Below are 20,520 nucleotides of genomic sequence, written 5' to 3' on the forward strand. Positions count from 1 at the left end.
TGTCGCCGGTCCGTGTCACCGGGCGGGTCCCGACCGGGTCCGCATCCCCGCGGATCCCATGCAGAGGATAAGGGGTGTGTCGATATTCGGGCAAGATGTGTATATTTTCCCCCAATGAGACCGGATGGCAGGAGGATTTTTCGTGAGGGCATTCCCGCGGGTGCTGTTCGATGAGGCGCACAGTGAGTCGTGGACCATCCGGCGGGAGGTGGCCGAGGCCATGAACCCGGGCCATCCGGACGACAACAGCTACGCCCGCGCCGCCGAGCTGCTCCGCCGCCTGGGCCACACCGTCACCGCGCACACCGGGGACATCGTCGGAAGCACCGTCGGAAGCACCGCGGGGAACGCCGCCGAGGGTGCGGACGGGAGCGCCGCCGGGACCGGATCCGAGGGTGCGGCCGGGAGCGCGGCGGGAGGCGCCGCCGGAGGCGGGGGCGCGATCACCCCGGCCGTCCTCGACGGCGCCGACGTGCTCGTGATCGCCCACCCCTCGGCCGGCCGCTGGGAGCGCACCACCGGCCTGGGCAGCCCGGTCTTCCCCGCCGAGGAGCTCGACGCGATCGAGACCTACGTCGCCGAGGGCGGCGGCCTCGTCGTGCTGGCCGAGTGCGAGCAGGACAAGTACGGCAGCAACCTCGCCGACCTCCTCGACGTCTTCGGCGTCCGCGTCGAGCACACCACCGTGCAGGACCCCCGCAACGCCCACAACGGCGTGGCCTCCTGGGTGATGGGCGTGCCCGGCGAGACCGGGGCGGAGGACCTCCTGGCCGGGGCCCGCCGCGCCTGCTTCTACCGCGCCGGGGTCCTGACCCCGAGTCCCGAGCTCGCCCCCGGCGACGTCACCGTGCTCTTCTCGACCTCCCCGACCGCCGATCCGGCCGGCCGGCCGCTCGCGCTGGCCGTACGGCACGGCAGGGGGCGGGTCGTCGTGGTCGCCGACTCCGACCTGTTCGGCGACGACTCGATCGACGAGCACGACCACGCCGCGCTCTGGGGCAACCTCGTCACCTGGGCCGCCCGGGTCCCCGAGCGGGCCGGGCGGATCGGCGGCGGCGACGCCCGGGCCGCCTTCGCCGGGCTCAAGGACGCGGTGGAGCGGCTCCAGCCGCTGCAGGCCAAGGACGGCTCGATCGAGGGGGACCGCGACCTGGCCGTCGCGCTGATCTCCGAGATCGTCGACCGGATCACCGAGCTGGCGCCGCGCTTCCCGCACGACGCGGCCTACCTCGACGCGGTCGTCGCGGACTTCGGCAAGTGGGTCGCGCAGGGCCTCGGCGTCCCCGACTTCCTCGACTCGCTCGACGCCTTCCACCCCGACGCCCAGCGGATCGACGGCCTGGAGCACCTCGTCGTCTTCCCGATGTACACGCAGAACGGCAGCACCCGCCGGCACGTCGAGGCCGTCTGGATCCGGACCGTCTGGCCGCAGTGGCTCGCCGAGCTGGAGGGCGCCCGCTACGACAACCCGATGTTCGTGCCGATCGCCTTCGAGGACTTCACCTCCGGCTACGACACCGACTCCGCGGTGCTCTTCCCCGAGACCGTCGCGGTCCGGGAGACCCCGGCCCGCTTCACCTGGGGCGGCATCTTCTGCGACCGCGAGGCCGCCCGCTTCCGCCGGGTCGGGCGGGCCGCGGCCGACACGCTCAAGCTGGCCCTGCCGCCGGACGCGGCCCGGCTGCTGGAGTCGCAGGAGCTGGCCCAGGACACCTTCGTGCTCTGGGACCTGATCCACGACCGCACCCACAGCCACGGCGACCTGCCGTTCGACCCGTTCATGATCAAGCAGCGCATGCCGTACTGGCTCTACTCCCTGGAGGAGCTGCGCTGCGACCTGACCGCGTTCGGCGAGGCGGTGCGGCTGGAGGCCGAGGGCGTGCCGCACGCCCGGTACGTCCAGCACGCGATCCTGTTCGACCGGCTGTTCCGCTTCCCGATCACCGGCGGCCGGGTCCGCAACTACGACGGCCTCGGCGGTCAGCTGCTCTTCGCCTACCTGCACCGCAACGACGTCGTCCGGTGGACCGACAACCGGCTCAGCGTCGACTGGTCCCGGCTCGCCGACGCCGTCGCCGACCTGCGCGGCGAGGTGGAGAAGCTCTACCGCGACGGCATCGACCGCTCCAAGCTCGCCCACTGGCTGGCCGCGCACGAGCTCGTCGCGGCCTACGTCGAGCCGCATCCGGCCTCGGTCTGGGCGAGGGGGGTGGACGCCCTGCCCACGGACGGTTTCCCGAAGGCGGTGGTGGACGCGGTGCTGCCCGACGAGTTCCCGCTGAGCATGTTCTACGAGGCGCTGCGCCGTAAGCTCGGCGAGGTCGTCGACTCCACGAAGGGGATCCGAGCATGATCATCGTCGTCGCGGGCGCGGCGGGCCCCGCGGGCCAGGCCGCCGTCCGCCGCTTCACCGCCCAGGGCCACACCGTCATCGGCGTCGACAAGTCCGGCGCCGACGGCACACTCGCGGTCGACCTGCTCGACTTCGAGGCCGTGCGCGGGCTCGCCGCGGACATCCGGGCCGAGCACGGCCGCGTCGACGGCCTGGTGCACCTGGTCGGCGGCTGGCGCGGGTCGAAGACCTTCGCCGAGACGAGGCTGGAGGACTGGGCGCTCCTGCACGACCTGCTGGTGCGCACCCTCCAGCACGTCACCCTGGCCTTCGAACCGCTGCTCAAGGAGAGCGCGCGCGGCCGGTTCGCGATCGTCTCCGCCAAGGCCGCCGAGCGGCCCACCCAGGGCAACGCGGCGTACGGCACCGCCAAGGCCGCCGCCGAGGCGTGGACCCTGGCCTTCGCCGACGCCCTGGAGGGGACCGGCGCGACCGCGAACATCCTGGTGGTCAAGGCGCTCGTGCACGAGGGCATGCGCGCCGCGGACCCGGACAAGAGGTTCCCCGGCTTCACCGACGTCGACGACCTCGCCGCGGCGATCGAGGGCCTGTGGGACACCGAGGCCAACGGCACCCGAATGGACCTGACGCAGTGACGGACGAGAGCAAGGACACCACCCCGGGCGCGACCGCAGGCGCGGTGACCGGGATCGCGGACGCCGCGCCGACCGGCGCCGTCCGCAGGCACGACCCGACGGTGAAGGGCTTCGCCAGCGACAACTACGCCGGCGTGCACCCGGAGATCCTCGCCGCGATCGCGCTCGCCAACGGCGGGCACCAGACCGCCTACGGCGACGACGTCTACACCGAGGCGCTGCAGGAGGTCTTCCGCGCCCACTTCGGCCCGGCCGCCCAGGCCTGGCCGGTGTTCAACGGCACCGGCGCCAACGTGGTCGCGCTGCGCGCGATGACCGCGCACTGGGAGGCCGTGGTCTGCGCCGAGTCGGCGCACATCCACACCGACGAGGGCGGCGCGCCGGAGCGTACGGCCGGGCTCAAGCTGCTGCCCGTGGCCACCCCGGACGGCAAGCTCACCCCCGAGCTGATCGACCGGCAGGCCTGGGGCTTCGGCGACGAGCACCGCGCCCAGCCGAAGGTCGTCTCGATCACGCAGACGACCGAGCTGGGCACGCTCTACACGCCGGAGGAGATCAGGGCGATCTGCGAGCACGCCCACGGGCTCGGCATGCTCGTCCACCTCGACGGCGCCCGGATCACCAACGCCGCCGCCGCGCTGGACGTGCCGCTGCGCGCGTTCACCGCGGACGCCGGGGTGGACGTGCTCTCCTTCGGCGGGACCAAGGCCGGGATGATGTTCGGCGAGGCCGTCGTGGTGCTGAACCCGGACGCCGTGCGCGGTCTGCGCTACCTGCGCAAGACCGCGATGCAGCTGGCCTCCAAGATGCGGTTCGTCTCGGTGCAGTTCGAGGCGCTGCTCGCCGGGGACCTGTGGCTGCGCAACGCCCGCAACGCCAACGCGATGGCCCGGCGGCTCGCCGACGCCGTCCGGGACGTGCCCGGCGTGGAGATCCCGCGCCCGGTCGAGGCCAACGCGGTCTTCGCGATCCTGCCGCGGGACGCCACCGAGCGGCTGCAGAAGCGCTTCCGCTTCTACACCTGGAACGAGGCCACCGGCGAGGTCCGCTGGATGACCGCGTTCGACACCACCGAGGCCGACGTCGACGCCTTCGCCGCCGCCGTCGCCGAGGAGGTAGGATTCCCGGCATGAACCACCGCAGCCTGGGTCTGTGGCGGGCCGCCCTCCGGCGGACCCGCTAGCCAGCCCCGACTGCGCACACGAAAACGGCCGCCGTTCACCGGCGGCCTTTTCCTTTTCCCGCGGCCGGTGGTCCGGCGGTCCCTCACCGAGAAGGGGACCAACCATGACCAAGCGCGTCTTCTCCGCGTTCAAGCCGACCGGCCGGCTGACCCTCGGCAACTACCTCGGCGCGATCCTGCCCGCCGTACGGCTCCAGGACGAGGCCGACTGCGTCTACGCCGTCGCCGACCTGCACGCCCTGACGATCAGGCACGACCCCGGACGGCTGCGCGCCCGCACCCGCGAGGCGGCGACCCTGCTGCTCGCCTGCGGCCTGGACCGCTCCGGTGTCTACGTGCAGTCGCGGGTGCCCGCCCACACGGAGCTGGCCTACCTGCTGGAGAGCACCGCCCACTACGGCGAGATGCGCCGGATGATCCAGTTCAAGGAGAAGTCGGCGGGCCAGCGGGAGGTGCGCCTGTCCCTGCTGACCTATCCCGCGCTGATGGCCGCCGACATCCTGCTGCACCGGGCGGACCTCGTCCCGGTGGGGGAGGACCAGCGCCAGCACGTCGAGCTCACCCGGGACCTGGCCCTGCGCTTCAACCACCTGTACGGCGAGACCTTCACGGTCCCCGAGGCGGTGCACCCGCGCCTGGCCGCCCGCGTCATGGACCTGGCCGAGCCCACCGCCAAGATGGGCAAGTCCGACGGCTCCGACGCGGGGACGGTCCACCTGCTGGACGAGCCGGCCGACGTCCGGCGCAAGATCATGCGTGCGGTCACCGACTCCGGCACGGAGGTCCGCCACGACCCGGAGGCGAAGCCGGGGGTGTCGAACCTGCTGGCCCTGCTCGCCGCCTGCACCGGGCGGCCGGTCGAGTCGTTCTCCTACGCCTCGTACGGCGCGCTCAAGAAGGACGCGGCCGAGGCGGTCACCGAGACGCTGGCCCCGGTCCGGCGGCGCTTCGGCGAGCTCTCGGCCGACCCGGCGGAACTCGACCGGCTGCTGGAGGGGCACGCCGCCCGGGCGGCCGAGCGCGCCTCGGAGGTCGTGGCGGCCGCCCGCCGGGCGATGGGCCTGGCCTGAAAGAGGTCTCCGGCGGTCGCGCCCGGGCCCGCCCGGAGACCGGACAACCGGCCCGAGGGCCGGAGCGGGCGGGGCGCGTGGTCAGTGCTTGTGGCCGGTCTCCTGCTCGTACTGGGTGAGCTGCTGCTCCAGAGCCTTCATCAGCTCGAAGACCTGGCTCGGAGGGATGCGGATCCGGCTGACGATCCGGGTCGGCACGCTGACGAAGTGCTGGCCCGACGAGGGGTCGTTGGCCAGCTGGGGCGGTCTGGTGATCACCGCGAAGTCCAGGACGAAACCATCCTGGGTGTGCCACACCGAGGCGAAGTTGGCGTACTGCCCCATCTCGACCTCGGCGGAGATGCTCACCTCCAGGCGGTTCTCCGGCTCGTCGTTCACCACTTAAGTCTCCTCCGGCCAGATCGGTTCCGCCATGCCGCCCCGGCCGGAATCCGGCCGCGCAGGGAACGCGCTGACACTATTCACATGTATGCCTGACTCATTGCCGTATGGACGGCAGCGGCTGGGCACCCCGCTGCTTCAGCATGTCCTTCATCAGTTTGATCTCTCCGTCCTGCGTGTTCACGATGTGCCGCGCCATCGTGACCACCTCGTCACGATCGGAGAGCCTGAGCAGGGCCTCCGCCATCTGCACGCCGCCCTCGTGGTGGCGGATCATGAGCTGGAGGAAGAGGATCTCCTGCTCCCTGCCGGTCGCCTTGCGGAGCCGGTCGAGCTCCGCCGCGCTCGCCATGCCGGGCATGGCGGCGGGGGCGCCGGCCGTACCGCCGTGTCCATGGCCGGCCATCCAGGCCATGGAGGGCCGCTCGGTCGCCTGGCCGAGCTCCCACTGCTGCAGCCAGCCCATGAACATGCCGCGCTGGGCGGTCTGCGTGACGATGATGTCGTAGGCGAGCAGGCGGAGCGCGTCGTCGGAGCCGCCGTCCCTGGCGATGAACGACATCTCCACCGCCTGGGCGTGGTGGGAGGCCATGTCGCGGGCGAACCCGGCCTCGGCGGAGGCGTCGGTCGGCTCGCCGGTCCGGCCCAGGACGAGCACCGCGACGGCGAGCGCGACGAGGCAGGCCAGAGCCGCGGCGACGACCAGGCGCCGCCGGGGGTGCGGAGTGCTGCCGACGGGATTTTCCATTGCCCGACAAGCCTACTCATCCCGGCCGGCCCCGCGTCCTCACGTCCCTCGCATCCCTTATTCTCCACATACGCCACTAGGGCATAAGGTGACCCGGAGCTGGTTGCCGGGTGGAGGACTGATGTCAAAGGACAAGGCGCAGGCGCGGCGGGAGACGCTCGCCAGGATGCGCGCGGAGCAGAAGGCCAAGGAGCGCAAGACCGCTCTGATGATGTGGGGCGGCGGAGGCCTCGTCATCCTCCTGCTCGTCGGGCTGGTCGGCTTCTACCTGGTCGACCAGGCGGGCAAGACCTCGCTGGACGCGGTCACCAGTGCCAAGTACCCCGGCAGCCTCCACGTCCAGACCAAGGTCTCCTACAAGGAGAACCCGCCGATGGGCGGGGAGCACCACCCCGCCTGGCAGAACTGCGGGATCTACGACGCGCCGATCAACAACGAGAACGCCGTGCACTCGATGGAGCACGGCGCCGTGTGGATCACCTACCAGCCGGACCTGCCCAAGGACCAGGTGGACGTCCTCAAGGAGCTGGCCTCCAAGGACTACATGCTGCTGAGCCCGTACCCCGGCCTGCCCGCCAAGGTCGTGGTCAGCTCCTGGAACAAGCAGCTCAAGCTGGACGGCGCGGACGACCCGCGCCTGCCCAAGTTCATCGCCAAGTTCAAGCAGGGACCCGAGACGCCCGAGCTGGGCGCCTCCTGCGACAGCGACGTGACCACCACGACCGCCGAGCAGCCGATCCCGACGGCCTCCCCGAGCCCGTCCGACCCGCCGCACGCGACCCCGACCGCGATCCCGTCGCCGAGCGCCACGCCCACGTCCTGACACCGGCGGTCCCGGGCGGGATCAGGACCCCGGCGGGGATCAGGACCCCGGCGGGGATCAGGACCCCGGCCGGGAGCCCGCCCCGCCCCTCACCCTGCGCGACCGGCGGCCCCCTCGCGGGGCCGGCCGCCGGCCGCCCCTCCGGCGGCGGTCCGCCGCGGGCCGGATCCGTCCGCCGGTGACCGGGGGACGGCAGGCGGGGGGCGGGTCGAGGAAGGAAGGGGGCCGGGGCGGAGGCGGTCCCCCCGGCCACAGGACGGCCACGGTGACGATCGCGGAGACCGTCAGCAGCGCGCCCAGCAGGATCTCCAGGAGCACGGCGAGCGACATGGGAACCTCCGGGTCTCGCCGTGCGCGGACGGGGCACGGCGGTGTGGACGGAGGTCTTCCCGCACCCTCCCCGGAGGGGAGGGCCGCCCCGCCGGGTCTTCCCGGATCGGCGGGGACCGTGGTGACGGTCGGGGCGTCGGACGGCGGGTACTCCCCTCCGAGCTGTGCTTCCACTATCCGCCTCCCGGCGTACCTGGTCAAACACCCCGTGCGGAGGGACGGCCCCGAGGACCCCGGCCGCCGCCGGACGACCGGCCCCCGCGTTGACAACCTTCCGGCGTGCTCTAGCCTGGTGGCGAGGGGAGTACTTCCCAAGCGCCGGTCCGGTCAGTACGGACGCCCCAGAGCGTCCTCGGACGGCCGCCCGCTCCACGCGGGTGAAGGAGACCTCGAACGATCACGCACGTTCGAGGAGACCCCATGCCCGCTGAGGCACGCCTGCTCGCGGCCGACCTTGAGACGATCGGCACGCCGGGGATGTGGACGATCAGCGTCGTCGTCCTGCTGCTGCTGCTCGTCCTCGACTCCCTGCTGACCCGGCGCCCGCACGAGGTGCGGATGCGCGAGGCGGTGGGCTGGTCGGTCTTCTACCTGGTGCTGCCCCTCGTCTTCGGCGTCTACCTCTGGGTGGACCACGGCTCCACCGTGTCAGTGGAGTTCTTCACCGGCTACGTGGTGGAGAAGTCGCTGTCGGTGGACAACCTGTTCGTCTTCATGCTGCTGCTGGCCGCCTTCGCGGTCCCGGCGGCCCTGGCCCAGCGGGTCCTGCTGTACGGCATCGTCGGGGCGCTGGTGCTGCGCGTGATCTTCATCGCGCTCGGGGCGGCCGTCCTGCAGAGCGGCACCTGGGCGTTCCTGCTCTTCGGCGGGGTGCTGATCGTCACCGCCGTGAAGATCCTCAGGGACGCGCTGGGCGGGCACGAGCAGGAGGTCGACATCTCCTCCATGCGCACGGTTCGGCTGCTGCGCCGCTTCATGCCGGTCACCAGCGACTACCGGGGCTTCCGGATGGTGGTCCGGGAGGGAGGCCGCCGTGCCCTCACCCCGCTCGCACTGGCCGTCGTGGCCGTCTTCGCCACCGACATCGTCTTCGCCGTCGACTCGGTGCCCGCGGTGTACGGCGTGACGGAGGACCCGTACATCGTCTTCGCCACCAACGCCTTCGCCCTGCTGGGCCTGCGGGCGCTCTACTTCGTCCTGCAGGGCGTCCTGACGAAGCTGCGGCACCTCAACCACGGGCTCAGCATCATCCTGGCCTTCATCGGGGTCAAGCTCATCCTGCACTGGGCGCACGGCATCTGGACGTGGCTTCCGGAGATCCCCACCCTGGTCTCGCTGGGGGTCATCATCGGCGTCCTGGCCACGGTCACGGCCACGAGCGTGTACGCCAACCGCCGCGACGACCGCCGCGACCCGGACTCGGTGTCCTCGCCCGCCGGGCGCTGACCGCGCGGCGGCGGCCCGCAGAGGGCCGCCGCCGGGGCCGCCGGAGTGTCAGGGGAGGAGGATCCGCTCCGGAGGCACCGCCTCCAGCCCGTGCGCCTCGGCCACGGGACGGTTGGTCAGGTGCCCCTCGTGCGTGTTCAGGCCCAGCGCCAGCGACGGGTCGCGGCGCAGGGCCTCCCGCCAGCCCAGCTCCGCGATGGACAGGGCGTAGGGCAGGGTCACGTTGGTCAGCGCGTGGGTCGAGGTGTGCGGGACCGCGCCGGGCATGTTGGCCACGCAGTAGAACACCGAGTCGTGCACGTGGTAGGTGGGGTCGGCGTGGGTCGTCGGCCGGGAGTCCTCGAAGCAGCCGCCCTGGTCGATGGAGATGTCCACCAGGACCGAGCCGGGCCTCATCCGGCTGACGAGGTCGTTGCTGACCAGGGTGGGGGCCTTCGCGCCGGGCACCAGCACGGCGCCGATGACCAGGTCGGCGTCCAGGACGGCGCGCTCGATCTCGTACATGTTCGAGGCGACCGTACGGCAGTGCCCCCGGTAGACGGCGTCGGCCTGGCGGAGCCGGTCGATGCTCCTGTCCAGCAGCACCACCTCGGCGTGCATGCCCAGCGCGATGACGGCGGCGTTCATGCCGGACACCCCCGCGCCGATCACCACCACCCTGGCCGCGTGCACGCCCGGCACCCCGCCCATGAGCACGCCGCGCCCGCCGCCCTGCCTCATCAGGTGGTAGGCCCCGACCTGCGGGGCGAGCCGGCCCGCCACCTCCGACATCGGCGCCAGCAGCGGCAGGCGGCCGTCGGGGGTCTGCACGGTCTCGTAGGCGACGCCCGTGACCCCGGCGTCCAACATGGCGCGGGTGCAGCCCTCGGAGGCCGCCAGGTGCAGGTAGGTGAACAGCACCTGTCCCTTGCGCATCCGGTGGTACTCCTCGGGGACGGGCTCCTTCACCTTCAGGACGAGCTCGCCCTCCGCCCACACCTCGTCGGCCGAGTCCAGGATGGTCGCGCCGGCGCGCTCGAAGGAGGAGTCCGGGATGGACGACCCGGCCCCGGCGTCCTTCTCCACGAAGACCCGGTGGCCCTGCCGGACGAACTCATGGGCTCCGGCCGGGGTGAGCGCCACGCGGTACTCGTGGTTCTTGACCTCTCGGGGAACTGCGATCCTCACGACTCCTCCAGGGGTTCGCCGCCTGCGGTCCTCCTTCACTTTGCGTTCCCGGGGAAAAGGCCACCATGCCCACGATGGAAGGAATCGACCGGTGTTGACGACAATCTGTCAGCGGCCGCAGCTCATCGTGTTTCTCGAACCGGCCTTTACCGGTTGATTACGCACTCGCTGTGGAGATCGGTAGGCTCACGCCAGCACACGTGGAGAACGCGGGGATATGACGATGGGGAAGCACTCGGGACCCGGCGCGACGCCGGAGCCGCAGGGACCTCCACCGGCTCCGTCCGGCCCGCCGGTCCCCGGAGCCGGGCCGGCCTCCGGAACGGTCTCCGGCCCGGCGCGGACCGGCGCGTTCCCCGGTCCGAACTCCGGCCCGCCGCAGCCGGGCGCGGCTGCCGGGCGGACTCCCGGAGCGGCTCCCGGGGGCGCCGGGCCCGGAACGGTCCCCGGACGGGCTCCCGGAGCGCCGGGCGGGCCGAGGGCCAGCCGGGCCACCACCGCCGTCCTCGTCGTCGCGCTGGTCCTCGTGGTGCTGACCACCGGCGTGCTCGCCACCATCGCGGTGCTCATGACCCGCAACCCCGGCGTGCCGCTGGGCGCCCCGCCGCCGCAGCGGCTGCCGGCGCCCATCCACTTCGCCCCGGTCACCGCCGCGCAGTCGGGACCGTGCACGACCCCCGAGGGCGTCCCCGACGAGGCCGGGCAGGTCTGCTACGAGGTCGCCGCAGGGGTCGACGTGACCGCCGTCCGGGGGATCGACGCGGTCCGGGGGGGCGACGGCTCCTACGCGGTCCGGATCACCTTCGCGCCCGCGTTCCACGACCGGATCAACAGTCTGACCGAGGAGGCGGTCGACCAGCAGATCGCCATCGTCGTCGGCGGGAGGGTCCTGGCGGCCCCCCGGGTCGGCGAGGTGATCACCGAGGACAGCATGCAGATCGCCGGCTCCTTCACCAGGGAGCAGGCCGAGGCGATGGTCGCCCGGCTGCGCGGCACCCCGGCGGGCACGTCCCCGCCGCCCGCCACCCCGCCGACGACCGCGCCGACCGGCGCACCGGCCACCACCCCGCCCCCCACCGGTCCCACCGGGACGAATACGACCGGCTCCGGGCCGACCGGTGCCCCGGCCGCGACGAACCCGGCGGCCACCGCGCCCGTCACCCCTCCGGCCAGCGCGCCCGCCACCGGCACGACGGCCCCGGCCGGCCGGGCCACCACGGCTCCCGCCGCCGCCCCCTCCGGCCGGACCGGGACGGACCGGGCGGGAGCGGGCGGCACGGACCGCAGGTTCGGCACCTGCCGGGAGGCGACCGAGGCCGGTTACGGTCCGTACTTCAAGGAGAGCGACCCGGAGTACGCCTGGTACGCCGACGGGGACGGGGACGGCGTCGCCTGCGACAGCGACCGTCCCTGACCACCCGCCCGTCCGCCCGCCTGCCCGCCGTCGGATGGCGGCCCGCCGCAAGACGCCGGCCGCCGCGCCCACCGCAAGACGTCCAACGCAAGACGCCCACCGTCCTCGGCCGCCGTCTTCGGCCGCCGCCGGTCCGCCGGACCCGGCCGCGGTCAGGCGATGACCTGCTCGACGGCGCCGATGCCGAAGTACACCGTGAAGACCAGCGTGACCACCCAGAGCAGCCACGGGATCTCCCGGCCCCGGCCGAGCGCCGCCTGGATCACCGTGTAGGAGACCACGCCCGCGCCGACGCCGTTGGTGATGCCGTAGGTGAACGGCATGATGGCGATCGTCAGGAAGGCCGGGATCGCCAGGGACAGGTCGTCCCAGGGCACGTTCTTGGCCTGGGTCATCATCAGCGCCCCCACCAGCACGAGCGCGGGCGCCGCCGCCGCGGCCGGGACGACCGTCGCGAGCGGGGTGAACAGCAGCGACAGCGTGAACAGGCCGCCGGTGGCCAGGGCGGCCAGACCGGTCCTGGCGCCTTCGCCGACCCCGGCCGCCGACTCGACGAAGACCGTCCCGGCCGAGGCTCCGGCGAGCCCGCCGATCGCGCCGGACACGCCGTCCACCGTCAGGATGGCGCCCAGCCGGGGGACGCGGCCCCGCTCGTCCACCAGCCCGGCCTCGTCGCTGACGCCGATGATGGTCCCCATCGCGTCGAAGAAACCGGACAGCACGAGCGTGAACAGCACGACCGTGGCGGTCACCGCCCCGGCCCGGGCGAACCCGCCGAACAGGTCCACCTGCCCGAGGAGCCCGAAGTCCGGGGCCGAGACCACCGCCTCCGGCAGCCGGGGCACCACGACGCCCCAGCTCGCCGGGTCGACCCTCGCCACCGAGTCCACCGCGACCGCGGCCAGCGCGGTGACCACGATGGCGATCAGGATGGCCGCCGGGACCCGGCGCACGTAGAGCACGACCATCAGCAGCAGCCCCAGGCAGAACAGCGCCACCGGCCAGCCCGACAGGTGCCCGGCCGTGCCCAGCTGCACGGGCGTGCCGGTGCCGGGAGCGACGAACCCGGCGTCGACCAGGCCGATCAGTGCGATGAACATGCCGATGCCCACGCTGATCGCGTGCTTGAGCGCGAGCGGGATGGCGTTCATGATCAGTTGCCGGAGCCCCGAGACGGCCAGCAGCACGATCACCAGGCCCTCCAGCACGACCAGCCCCATGGCCTGCGCCCAGGTCATGTGCGGCGCGGCCTGGTAGGCGACCACCGCGTTCAGCCCCAGCCCCGTCGCCAGGCCGAACGGCGCGTTGCCGACCACGGCCATCAGCAGGGTGCTCACCGCCGCGGTCAGGATGGTGGCCGTGGTGAGCTGCGGCACCGACAGGCGCGCCCCGGTGACGTCGGCGGCGCCACCCAGGATGATCGGGTTGAGCAGGACGATGTAGGCCATCGCCATGAACGTGGTGACGCCGCCCCGGACCTCCCGGCCGACCGTCGTCCCGCGCGCCGACAGCTCGAAGAAGCGATCCACCGGTCCCCCTCTCAACGGCGGGGGACGCCCGCTTCCTACCCGCTCAGCGCGATGTCATGGGGGCGGATCGGCACCCGGGGCAGGTCCAGCCCGGTCGCGGCCCGCACGGCCGCGGCCACCGCCGGGGTCGACGAGAGCGTGGGCGGCTCGCCCGCGCCCCGCAGGCCGTACGGCGCGTGCGGGTCGGGGTTCTCCAGGATCGAGACCCGCATCGGCGGCATGTCCAGGACGGTGGGGATCAGGTAGTCGGTGAACGACGGGTTCAGCACCCGGCCGCCCGCGACCTGGATCTCCTCCATCAGCGCCAGGCCGAGCCCCTGCGCCGAACCGCCGTGGATCTGCCCCTCCAGCGCGAGCCGGTTCAGCACCCGGCCCACGTCCTGCACGGCCGCCAGCTCGACCACCTTGACCAGGCCGAGCTCGGTGTCGACGTCGACGACCGCCCGGTGCACGCACAGTGCGAGCTGCGTGTGGGAGTCGCCCTGCCCGGTGACCGGGTCCATCGGGAACGTCGGCCGGTGGCGGTACTCGCGCGTCTCCTCCACCGGGCCGTGCCGCTCCAGCGCCTCGGCGAGCGGGACCCCGCCGGCGCACAGCCCCTCCAGCCGCTCCCGCACGGCCCGGCAGGCCGCCCTGACCGCGCCCCCGGTCACGTAGGACTGCCGGGAGGCCGACGACGACCCCGCGGAGCCGACCGAGGTGTCGGCCCCGGCGACCGTCACCCGGCCGACGCCCAGACCGCCCAGCTCGGTACGGGCGACCTGCTCCTGGACCATGACCAGCCCCTGGCCGACCTCCGCCGCCGCGGTGTGCACCAGCGCGTGCGGCTCGCCGCCGAGCAGCTCCACCCGGACCCGGGCGGTGGAGTGGTCGTCGAAGCCCTCGGAGAAGCAGATGTTCTTGATGCCGACGCCGTACCCGACGCCGCGCCGCACCCCCTCGCCGCGGGTGGTCCGCCCCGCGCCGCCCGGCAGGTCCAGCAGGCCGCCCGCCGGCTCCGGGGGCAGCGGCATCGCGGCGAGCTCGCGGAGCATCCCGGCGAGCGGCGCGGGGGAGTCGACGACCTGCCCGGTGGCCAGCCGCGACCCCTGGGAGACGGCGTTGCGGACCCTGATCTCCACCGGGTCGAGGCCGCACGCCTCGGCCAGCCGGTCCATCTGCGACTCGTAGGCGTAGCAGGCCTGCACCGCGCCGAAGCCGCGCATCGCGCCGCAGGGCGGGTTGTTGGTGTAGACGCCGTAGGCGTCGAGGCGGACGTTCGGCACCTCGTACGGCCCGACCCCGAGCGAGGCGGCGTTGCCCACCACGGCGCGGGAGGAGGAGCAGTACGCGCCGCCGTCGAGCAGGATCTCCGCCTTCACGTAGAGCAGCCTCCCGTCGCGGGTCGCGCCGTGCTCGTAGCGCATCCGGGCCGGGTGCCGGTGCACGTGGCCGAAGAACGACTCCTCGCGGTGGTAGACCATCTTGACGGGCCGGCCGGTGCGCAGCGCCAGCATGCACGCGTGGACCTGCATGGACAGGTCCTCCCGGGCGCCGAACGCGCCGCCCACGCCGGCCAGCGAGAGCCGTACCCTCTCCGGCGGCAGGCCCAGGCACGGCGCGATCTGGTCGCGGTCCGCGTGCAGCCACTGGGTCGCGACGAACAGGTCCACCCCGCCGTCCTCGGCGGGCACGGCCAGACCGGACTCGGGGCCGAGGAAGGCCTGGTCCTGCATGCCCACCTCGTACTCGCCGGCGACCACGACGGGGGCGGTGAGGTCCGCGGCGTCGTCGAGCCCGGCGCCGACCCGGACCGGCTGGTGGCGGAGCACGTTGCCCTGCTCGTGGACCTTCGGGCAGTCCGGGTCGAAGGCGGCCCGGCGCGGGTCGGTCACCGCCTCGCGGACCTCGTACTCCACGACGATCGCCGCGGCGGCCCGCCGGGCCCGCTCGGGGTGGTCGGCGGCCACCAGCGCGACCGGCTCGCCCTGGTAGCGGACCCGGTCGATCGCGAGCACCGGCTGGTCCCGGTGCTCCAGGCCGTAGAACTTCTCGCCGGGCACGTCCTCGTGGGTGAGCACGGCCAGCACGCCCGGCACGGCCAGGGCGGGCCCGACGTCGACCGACCGGATCCACGCCGACGGGTGCGGGCTGCGCAGGGTCACGCCCCAGACCATGTCCGCGAGGTACAGGTCGGAGGAGTAGGCGAACTCGCCGGTCACCTTCAGCGTCCCGTCGGGCCGCAGCAGGCTCTCCCCGATGCCCGGGCTCTGCCGTGTCTCGATCTCGCTCACGACTCCAGTACATCAGCGCAGCTCAGAGCCGGTCCATGGCAGACAACGCGGAACGCGGGGCCCCGCGGTTGGCGACTGTTGCGGTCGTCACCGGGCGAGGCGCAGCCGCTCCGGGTCCCCGGCCTGCGGCGGCCCGGCCCGGCGGGGGGAGGACCTCCGGGCCTCCTCGATGGCCTCCTCGATGGCCGCGTGCTCGGCCAGTGCCTTCTGCTCGGTGTTGGAGTCCCGCAGCCCTCGGGAGGTCTCCACGGCCTGCCAGGCGTGAGCCGCCGCCTGGTCGAGCTCACCGAGGAGGCGGCAGGAACGGGCGAGCCCGAGCAGGAGGTAGGACTCCATCGCCACCATCCTGATCGTGCGGACGCAGTCCAGGGCGTCGGTGAAGGCCGACTTGGCCAGGGCCGGTTCGCCCCGGCTGAGGTGGAGTTCGCCGAGCGCCTCCAGCTCGGAGCCCTGCTGGTAGACGTTGCCGTCCCGCCGGGACAGGGACAGGGACTTCTCCAGTACGGCCAGCGCCTGGTCGAAGCGGCCCAGCCGGTGATAGGCCTCGCCGATGATGCCCAGCGCGTAGTACTCGCCCGACGAGTGGCCGATCCTCCTGGCGATCACGCGCTGCGCCTCGGCGTGGCCGACGGCCTCCTCATAGCGCCCCATCTCGAAGCAGGACCTGGCGAGGCCGCCGAGCGCGCGCTGCTCGCCGTGGGCGTTGCCCAGCTCGCGGCTGATCGCCAGATGCCGCTCGAAGTGGGCGACGGACTCCGGAAGCTGGAGCCGCGCGCAGAGCGCGACACCCGTGTGGTTGTGCGCGAGCGCTTCGATGGAGCGGTCGCCCAGCCTCCTCGCGGCCTCCAGCATCCGCCGGTTCACCGTGAGCATGTACGACACGTGATGGCCGTAGAGCAGATGCCAGTGGAGCCTGATGGCCAGGGCGGCCCCCAGGCGCACGGTCCGCTCACCCGGGGACGCCATGGCCTGGAAGGCGACGGACAGGAGGTTGGCCCGTTCCTCCTCCATCCACTCGTAGGCCTGCTCACGGGAGGTGAGGGGAGCGGGAACGGCGTGGAGATCGATCTCCGGCAGCCCGTGGGAGGGGTAGTGGAGCAGGGTCCCGGCCAGGATCGCCGTCGCGGTGTAGAAGTCGAGGACCCGGTTCAGCGCGGCGGTGGTCTCCTCCGGGTCCTGCAGGGCGGCCCGCTCACGGGCGAAGAGCCGCACCAGGTCGTGCAGACGGTATCTCCCCGGCTCGTCGCACTCGGCCAGATGCGCGTCCACCAGCCGCTCCATCGCCCGCTCCGCCTCTTCGGCGGGTCCGCCGAGCAGGGCCGCGACCATGAGGGGGGTCACGTCGGCCACCTGCAGCACGCCGAGCATGCGCAGGGTCCGGGCGGCCAGCCGATCGAGCGGGTGCGCACCGCCCGCCAGCAGGTCGTAACTGACCGCCAGGCTGGAGCGGACCGCCAGGTCGCCCGCCTCCAGCTCGTGCAGCCGCCGCCGCTCGTCCTCCAGGCGCTCCACCAGGTCGGCCACCGTCCAGCGCGGCCGGTTCGCCAGCCGGGCCCCCGCGATGCCCACGGCCAGGGGCAGCCGCCCGCAGAGCTCGATCAGCCGTCCCGTCGCCCGGACGTCGTCGGCGGCCCGCCCGGCACCGATCAGCTTCGCGAACATGGCCGAGGCCTCGGTCCGGAGCAGCTCGCCGATCCGCACCCGCGCGCAGTCGTCGACCAGGGCGAAGCTCTCCCGGCTGGTGACCAGGATCGTGCTCCCCACCGGGACCGAGAGCAACGGGCGGATCTGGGCCAGGTCGGCGGCGTCGTCCAGCACCACGAGGACCCTCCGCCCGTCGAGCCTGGTCCGCCACAGGGCCGCCGCCCCGTCCACGTCGTCGGGTACGGCCTGCGGGGAGACCCCCAGGTCGCGGAGGAACCGGCCGAGCACCTCCAGCGGCTCCAGCCGCCGGAGGCCGGGCGTGGCCCCGTGCAGGTTGGTGTAGAGCCACCCGTCGGGGAAGTCGCGGCCGACCGCGTGCGCGGCCCGGACGGCCAGCGCCGACTTGCCCGACCCGGGTGGCCCGGTTATCGCGACCACGTGGTGCGGGGGGCCGCCGTCCCAGGGGGCGAGCAGGGAGCGCAGCCGGACGAGCTCCTCGGCGCGCCCGACGAAACCGGCGAGATCGCGCGGCAGCTGCCGCGGTGGCTCCGGACGGGGCCCGGCCGGCCGCGAGGCGCGGTCCGAGGCGGGCGGGACCGGGCCGGAGCCGGAGGTGAGGATGCGCCGGTGGAGCTCCTGGACGTCCCGGCCCGGGTCCAGGCCGGTCTCCGTCACGAGCGCCTTCCTGAACCGCTGGTAGGCGTCGAGCGCGTCGGCCCGGTCCCCGGACAGGTGCAGGCCCAGCATGAGCTGCCGCTGGAGCCGCTCCCGGAGCGGATGTCCGGCGGCCGCCGCGCGCAGCCGGGAGACGGCCTCCGCGTTCCTGCCGAGGTGGAGCTGGAGCTCCGCGAGCTCCTCGAGGACGGAGAGCCGCTCCTCCGTGAGGTGGCCGGCGGCCCGGTCCAGCACCCCGCTTCCCCCGGCGTCCTGGAGGGCGTCGCCCCGCCACAGGCCGAGAGCCTGCTCGAAGCACCGGCACGCGGTCTCCGGGTCCCCTTCACGGGCCGCTCGCCTGCCGTGCCGCACGAGGTCCTGGAAGACGAGGAGGTCGAGGTCGTCCGGCCGGAGCGTGATGAGGTATCCCGCACCGTGCGTCGTGATCGGCGCGGAGCGCGGGTCGTCGGGGGAGAGCAGTTTGCGCAGCGTGTGGACGTAGGTCTTGAGGTTCTGCTCGGCCGACGGCGGAGGGGCCGCCCCCCACAGGGACTCCGTGAGGTGGCCGCCGGAGACGGGGGTGTTGGCCCTGAGCAGGAGCGCCGCCAGGAGCTGCCGGTGCTTGCGGCGCCGGACGGGGACGAGCCCCCCGTCGGCGTGGCGCACCGTCAGGACGCCCAGTACCGAAAATCTCACCGACGAGTCCCCATCCCATTGGCGCCCGGGCCGTCCCCGGTGTTCCCATGAGCTTCAGGCGGAGGATGATATTTGATCGTCCGCTTAATTCGCCACGTTATCCAATTGCATCGGCCTGTAATGTACCGGTGGTGTACCGGCGGTTAATTGAATGGATTTCCGGTCCGTGATCCGCACTCGGACGCGTCTCCGTCGCCGGCCGCGCTCATTGTCCGTTCGCCCGGCGCCCCGGACGGCTCCGTCACCGGCTTTCCGCAGGATGAAGCGCCGGACGTCCCGCGGAAGCGGTGCGGGGAATTCCCGGGAGAAGGCGCGGGGTCCGCGGAAAGAGGGCTCCGCGACACATCGCCCCGATGGCGCAGCCGGGAAATCCGGCCGTTCGGAGGATTTCAGCGGGCGAATGGCGTCACGCTCTTGTACCGGACCGCGAAGTGTGGTTTTCTCGCGCCATGCCGCTGTTGTCGCGGGGCGACGACGGGCGGATCGGGCGACGACGGGGGTGGATCATCTATGTGGGGTGGACGCTCGGCGCGTCCCGGTTTGGGGGTGCGGAACGCATATGCCGAGCGTCCGGGCGCACACGTCGGCGCGAGCCGACGTGTGCCGTTACGACGGGTCATCGCGGTCGACCTGTCGTTATGAACGAGCTGCGGCCTGCTACTCGGCGTGCGGAGCCGGGCCGTACTGGACTACGATTTTCTTCTCCGCGGGGGCGGACGGGGCGGCGCCTGCGGCCGTAGCATTAACCGAAACGGCGAATAGGGCCGTGACCAAGGCGGCGAGGGCAGAGATGGCGAGACGTCGACGCACGGGGGGACTCCTGTCGTAGGTTCTGCTGCTCGACCAACATCTTTCAAGGAGCAACGTGGCTGGTCAAGACTTGGTCGGACAGCGTATCAAGACCATGCGTCGTCAGCGTGGCCTATCTCAGGCGCAGCTTGCGCATCCCGAACTGTCCGACAGCTATGTCTCCCTCATCGAGAGCGGTAAGCGCACCCCGACCCCGGCCGTGCTGGAGTTGCTGGCGCAGAAACTCGACTGCTCGCTCACTTATCTGATCAACGGTGTGACGACCGAGCAGATGCGGGAGATCGAGCTGGGGCTGGGTTACGCCAGGCTCGCCATGGAGAACGGCGAGGTCGTCGAGGCGCGCACCCGCTACGCCGAACTCCTCGCCGACGAGGGTCTCGCCGGGCTGCCGCAGCTGCGCCAGGAGACCGAGTACGGCCTGGCGCTCGCCTCCCGGGCCTGCGGCGACCTCGACGCGGCGATCTCCCTGCTGATCGGACTGCGTGAGCGCGACGGGTCGGAGATCTCCCCGGAGCGGCACATCGACATCGTGACCCAGCTCTCCATCTGCTACCGCGAGCAGGGCAGGCTCGCGCAGGCGGTGCAGGTCGTGGAGGAGATCCTGGGCGGAGCGGTCCGGCCCGCCTGGACCGACGGGCTGATCAGGCTGGGGGTGCAGGCGCTCGCCGCCTACATCGAGCGGGGAGACCTGCTGCGCGCCCGTCACTTCTCCGCGGAGCTCGTCGCCGCGGCCGAGACGCTGGGCACCCCCACGGCGCTCACGCTCGCGTACTGGGAGGCGGCGATCCTGGCGTTCGAGACCGGGTGCGGGGAGGAGGCCGCCGCCTATTTCGAGCGGGCGGTGGCGATCCAGTCCGAGCACGGGGAGGCCCAGCGGTACGCGCGGCTCCGCGTCGCCCATGCGGTGATCATGATCGAGACGCGCCCGGAGGAGGCCGCGTCCTGGCGGGACCTGCTGATGAAGGTGGAGAAGGACCTCGGGGAGAGCCCCGTCAACCCGATGGACAAGATGCGCTGCGCGGTGGGTCTCGCCCGGGCCGAGCTCCTGCTCGGTTCTCCGCAGAAGGCCGAACTGCACATCCGGTCGGTCCTGGCCATGCTCGACGGCATGCCGGAGGACCTGCAGGCCGATGCGCACCTCGTGGCCGGCCAGACCTTCGCCGAGCTCGGCAGGGCGGAGGAGGGCACGCGGGAGCTGGCGGCGGCGGCGGCGCTGCTGGAGCCGCTGCCCGTCACGCGCTACACCTCCCACTCCTGGCTGACCGCCGCGCGGATCCTGGAGCGCATCGACGAGACCGACCGGAGCGTGGAGGCCTACCAGCGGGCCCTGGCCTGCGCGGGCCTGTAGGGCACACACGGAGGTG

The 20,520-nt window shown here is 72.9% G+C and carries 15 protein-coding genes; 8 read left to right on the plus strand and 7 right to left on the minus strand.

Features of this window, described 5'->3' with window-relative positions; genetic code table 11:
- Positions 1–142: 142 nt before the first annotated feature.
- The 4 genes from HS048_RS13880 (at position 143) to trpS (ending at position 5,241) form a co-directional block, all read left to right on the plus strand.
- Positions 143–2,353 (plus strand): DUF6421 family protein, encoded by a 2,211-nt coding sequence (locus tag HS048_RS13880; protein ID WP_307832465.1) that lies wholly within the window; start codon positions 143–145, stop codon positions 2,351–2,353.
- Entirely contained in the window at positions 2,350–2,988 is a 639-nt protein-coding gene (locus HS048_RS13885) for an SDR family NAD(P)-dependent oxidoreductase (RefSeq protein WP_189234735.1), read from the plus strand. The genes HS048_RS13880 and HS048_RS13885 overlap by 4 nt, the downstream gene beginning before the upstream one ends.
- A gap of 53 nt (positions 2,989–3,041) precedes the next feature.
- Positions 3,042–4,121, plus strand: a complete 1,080-nt coding sequence (locus HS048_RS13890) for a low specificity L-threonine aldolase (protein WP_196467902.1) — start codon at positions 3,042–3,044, stop codon at positions 4,119–4,121.
- Between the two features lie 154 nt (positions 4,122–4,275).
- Positions 4,276–5,241 carry a tryptophan--tRNA ligase gene (gene trpS, locus HS048_RS13895; RefSeq protein ID WP_068894345.1) on the plus strand — a complete coding sequence of 322 codons (966 nt, stop codon included), beginning with the start codon at positions 4,276–4,278 and terminating at the stop codon, positions 5,239–5,241.
- 81 nt (positions 5,242–5,322) lie between these two features.
- Here the strand turns inward: trpS and HS048_RS13900 are convergent, their stop codons facing one another.
- Together HS048_RS13900 and HS048_RS13905 are read right to left on the minus strand one after the other, a co-directional pair.
- Positions 5,323–5,622, minus strand: coding sequence for a DUF3467 domain-containing protein (locus tag HS048_RS13900; protein WP_196452586.1), 300 nt, complete (start codon positions 5,620–5,622; stop codon positions 5,323–5,325).
- Between the two features lie 97 nt (positions 5,623–5,719).
- Positions 5,720–6,370, minus strand: coding sequence for a DUF305 domain-containing protein (locus HS048_RS13905; protein ID WP_196467166.1), 651 nt, complete (start codon positions 6,368–6,370; stop codon positions 5,720–5,722).
- A gap of 121 nt (positions 6,371–6,491) precedes the next feature.
- On the opposite strand from HS048_RS13905, the gene HS048_RS13910 reads away from it, so the two are divergent.
- Positions 6,492–7,193 (plus strand): DUF3105 domain-containing protein, encoded by a 702-nt coding sequence (locus tag HS048_RS13910; RefSeq protein WP_068894344.1) that lies wholly within the window; start codon positions 6,492–6,494, stop codon positions 7,191–7,193.
- Positions 7,194–7,250: 57 nt separating this feature from the next.
- Here HS048_RS13910 and HS048_RS13915 read toward each other — a convergent pair whose 3' ends face one another.
- Positions 7,251–7,523, minus strand: coding sequence for a hypothetical protein (locus HS048_RS13915; protein WP_196467167.1), 273 nt, complete (start codon positions 7,521–7,523; stop codon positions 7,251–7,253).
- Between the two features lie 420 nt (positions 7,524–7,943).
- Between HS048_RS13915 and HS048_RS13920 the strand changes: the two genes are divergently transcribed.
- Entirely contained in the window at positions 7,944–8,969 is a 1,026-nt protein-coding gene (locus HS048_RS13920) for a TerC/Alx family metal homeostasis membrane protein (RefSeq protein ID WP_196467168.1), read from the plus strand.
- A gap of 48 nt (positions 8,970–9,017) precedes the next feature.
- Here HS048_RS13920 and ald read toward each other — a convergent pair whose 3' ends face one another.
- A complete protein-coding gene (ald, locus tag HS048_RS13925) occupies positions 9,018–10,136 on the minus strand; it encodes an alanine dehydrogenase (RefSeq protein WP_068894341.1) in 1,119 nt (372 codons plus the stop codon).
- 223 nt (positions 10,137–10,359) lie between these two features.
- Here ald and HS048_RS13930 point away from each other — a divergent pair, with 223 nt between their 5' ends.
- Positions 10,360–11,550 (plus strand): excalibur calcium-binding domain-containing protein, encoded by a 1,191-nt coding sequence (locus tag HS048_RS13930; protein WP_196467169.1) that lies wholly within the window; start codon positions 10,360–10,362, stop codon positions 11,548–11,550.
- A 152-nt stretch (positions 11,551–11,702) separates the two neighbouring features.
- Here the strand turns inward: HS048_RS13930 and HS048_RS13935 are convergent, their stop codons facing one another.
- The 3 genes from HS048_RS13935 to HS048_RS13945 form a co-directional block, all read right to left on the minus strand.
- Positions 11,703–13,079, minus strand: coding sequence for an NCS2 family permease (locus HS048_RS13935; protein WP_068894339.1), 1,377 nt, complete (start codon positions 13,077–13,079; stop codon positions 11,703–11,705).
- A gap of 35 nt (positions 13,080–13,114) precedes the next feature.
- The gene (locus HS048_RS13940) at positions 13,115–15,352 is read right to left on the minus strand and encodes a molybdopterin cofactor-binding domain-containing protein (RefSeq protein ID WP_196467171.1); all 2,238 of its coding nucleotides are present in this window, start codon (positions 15,350–15,352) and stop codon (positions 13,115–13,117) included.
- Positions 15,353–15,439: 87 nt separating this feature from the next.
- The gene (locus HS048_RS13945; RefSeq protein WP_196467172.1) at positions 15,440–18,346 is read right to left on the minus strand and encodes a BTAD domain-containing putative transcriptional regulator; all 2,907 of its coding nucleotides are present in this window, start codon (positions 18,344–18,346) and stop codon (positions 15,440–15,442) included.
- A gap of 865 nt (positions 18,347–19,211) precedes the next feature.
- Between HS048_RS13945 and HS048_RS13950 the strand changes: the two genes are divergently transcribed.
- Complete coding sequence (locus HS048_RS13950; protein WP_068894337.1) at positions 19,212–20,504, plus strand: helix-turn-helix domain-containing protein; 1,293 nt, start codon at positions 19,212–19,214, stop codon at positions 20,502–20,504.
- The last annotated feature ends 16 nt before the right edge of the window (positions 20,505–20,520 follow it).

The sequence above is a fragment of the Planomonospora sp. ID91781 genome (assembly GCF_015711595.1).
In the GTDB taxonomy this organism is placed as follows: Bacteria; Actinomycetota; Actinomycetes; order Streptosporangiales; family Streptosporangiaceae; genus Planomonospora; species Planomonospora parontospora.

What these genes read in the sequence shown, in the direction of transcription:
- HS048_RS13885 (WP_189234735.1), top strand. Translation starts at nt 2,350, where the DNA reads ATGATCATCGTCGTCGCGGGCGCGGCGGGCCCCGCGGGCCAGGCCGCC.
- trpS (WP_068894345.1), top strand. Translation starts at nt 4,276, where the DNA reads ATGACCAAGCGCGTCTTCTCCGCGTTCAAGCCGACCGGCCGGCTGACC.
- HS048_RS13905 (WP_196467166.1), bottom strand. Translation starts at nt 6,370, where the DNA reads ATGGAAAATCCCGTCGGCAGCACTCCGCACCCCCGGCGGCGCCTGGTC.
- HS048_RS13910 (WP_068894344.1), top strand. Translation starts at nt 6,492, where the DNA reads ATGTCAAAGGACAAGGCGCAGGCGCGGCGGGAGACGCTCGCCAGGATG.
- HS048_RS13915 (WP_196467167.1), bottom strand. Translation starts at nt 7,523, where the DNA reads ATGTCGCTCGCCGTGCTCCTGGAGATCCTGCTGGGCGCGCTGCTGACG.
- HS048_RS13920 (WP_196467168.1), top strand. Translation starts at nt 7,944, where the DNA reads ATGCCCGCTGAGGCACGCCTGCTCGCGGCCGACCTTGAGACGATCGGC.
- HS048_RS13930 (WP_196467169.1), top strand. Translation starts at nt 10,360, where the DNA reads ATGGGGAAGCACTCGGGACCCGGCGCGACGCCGGAGCCGCAGGGACCT.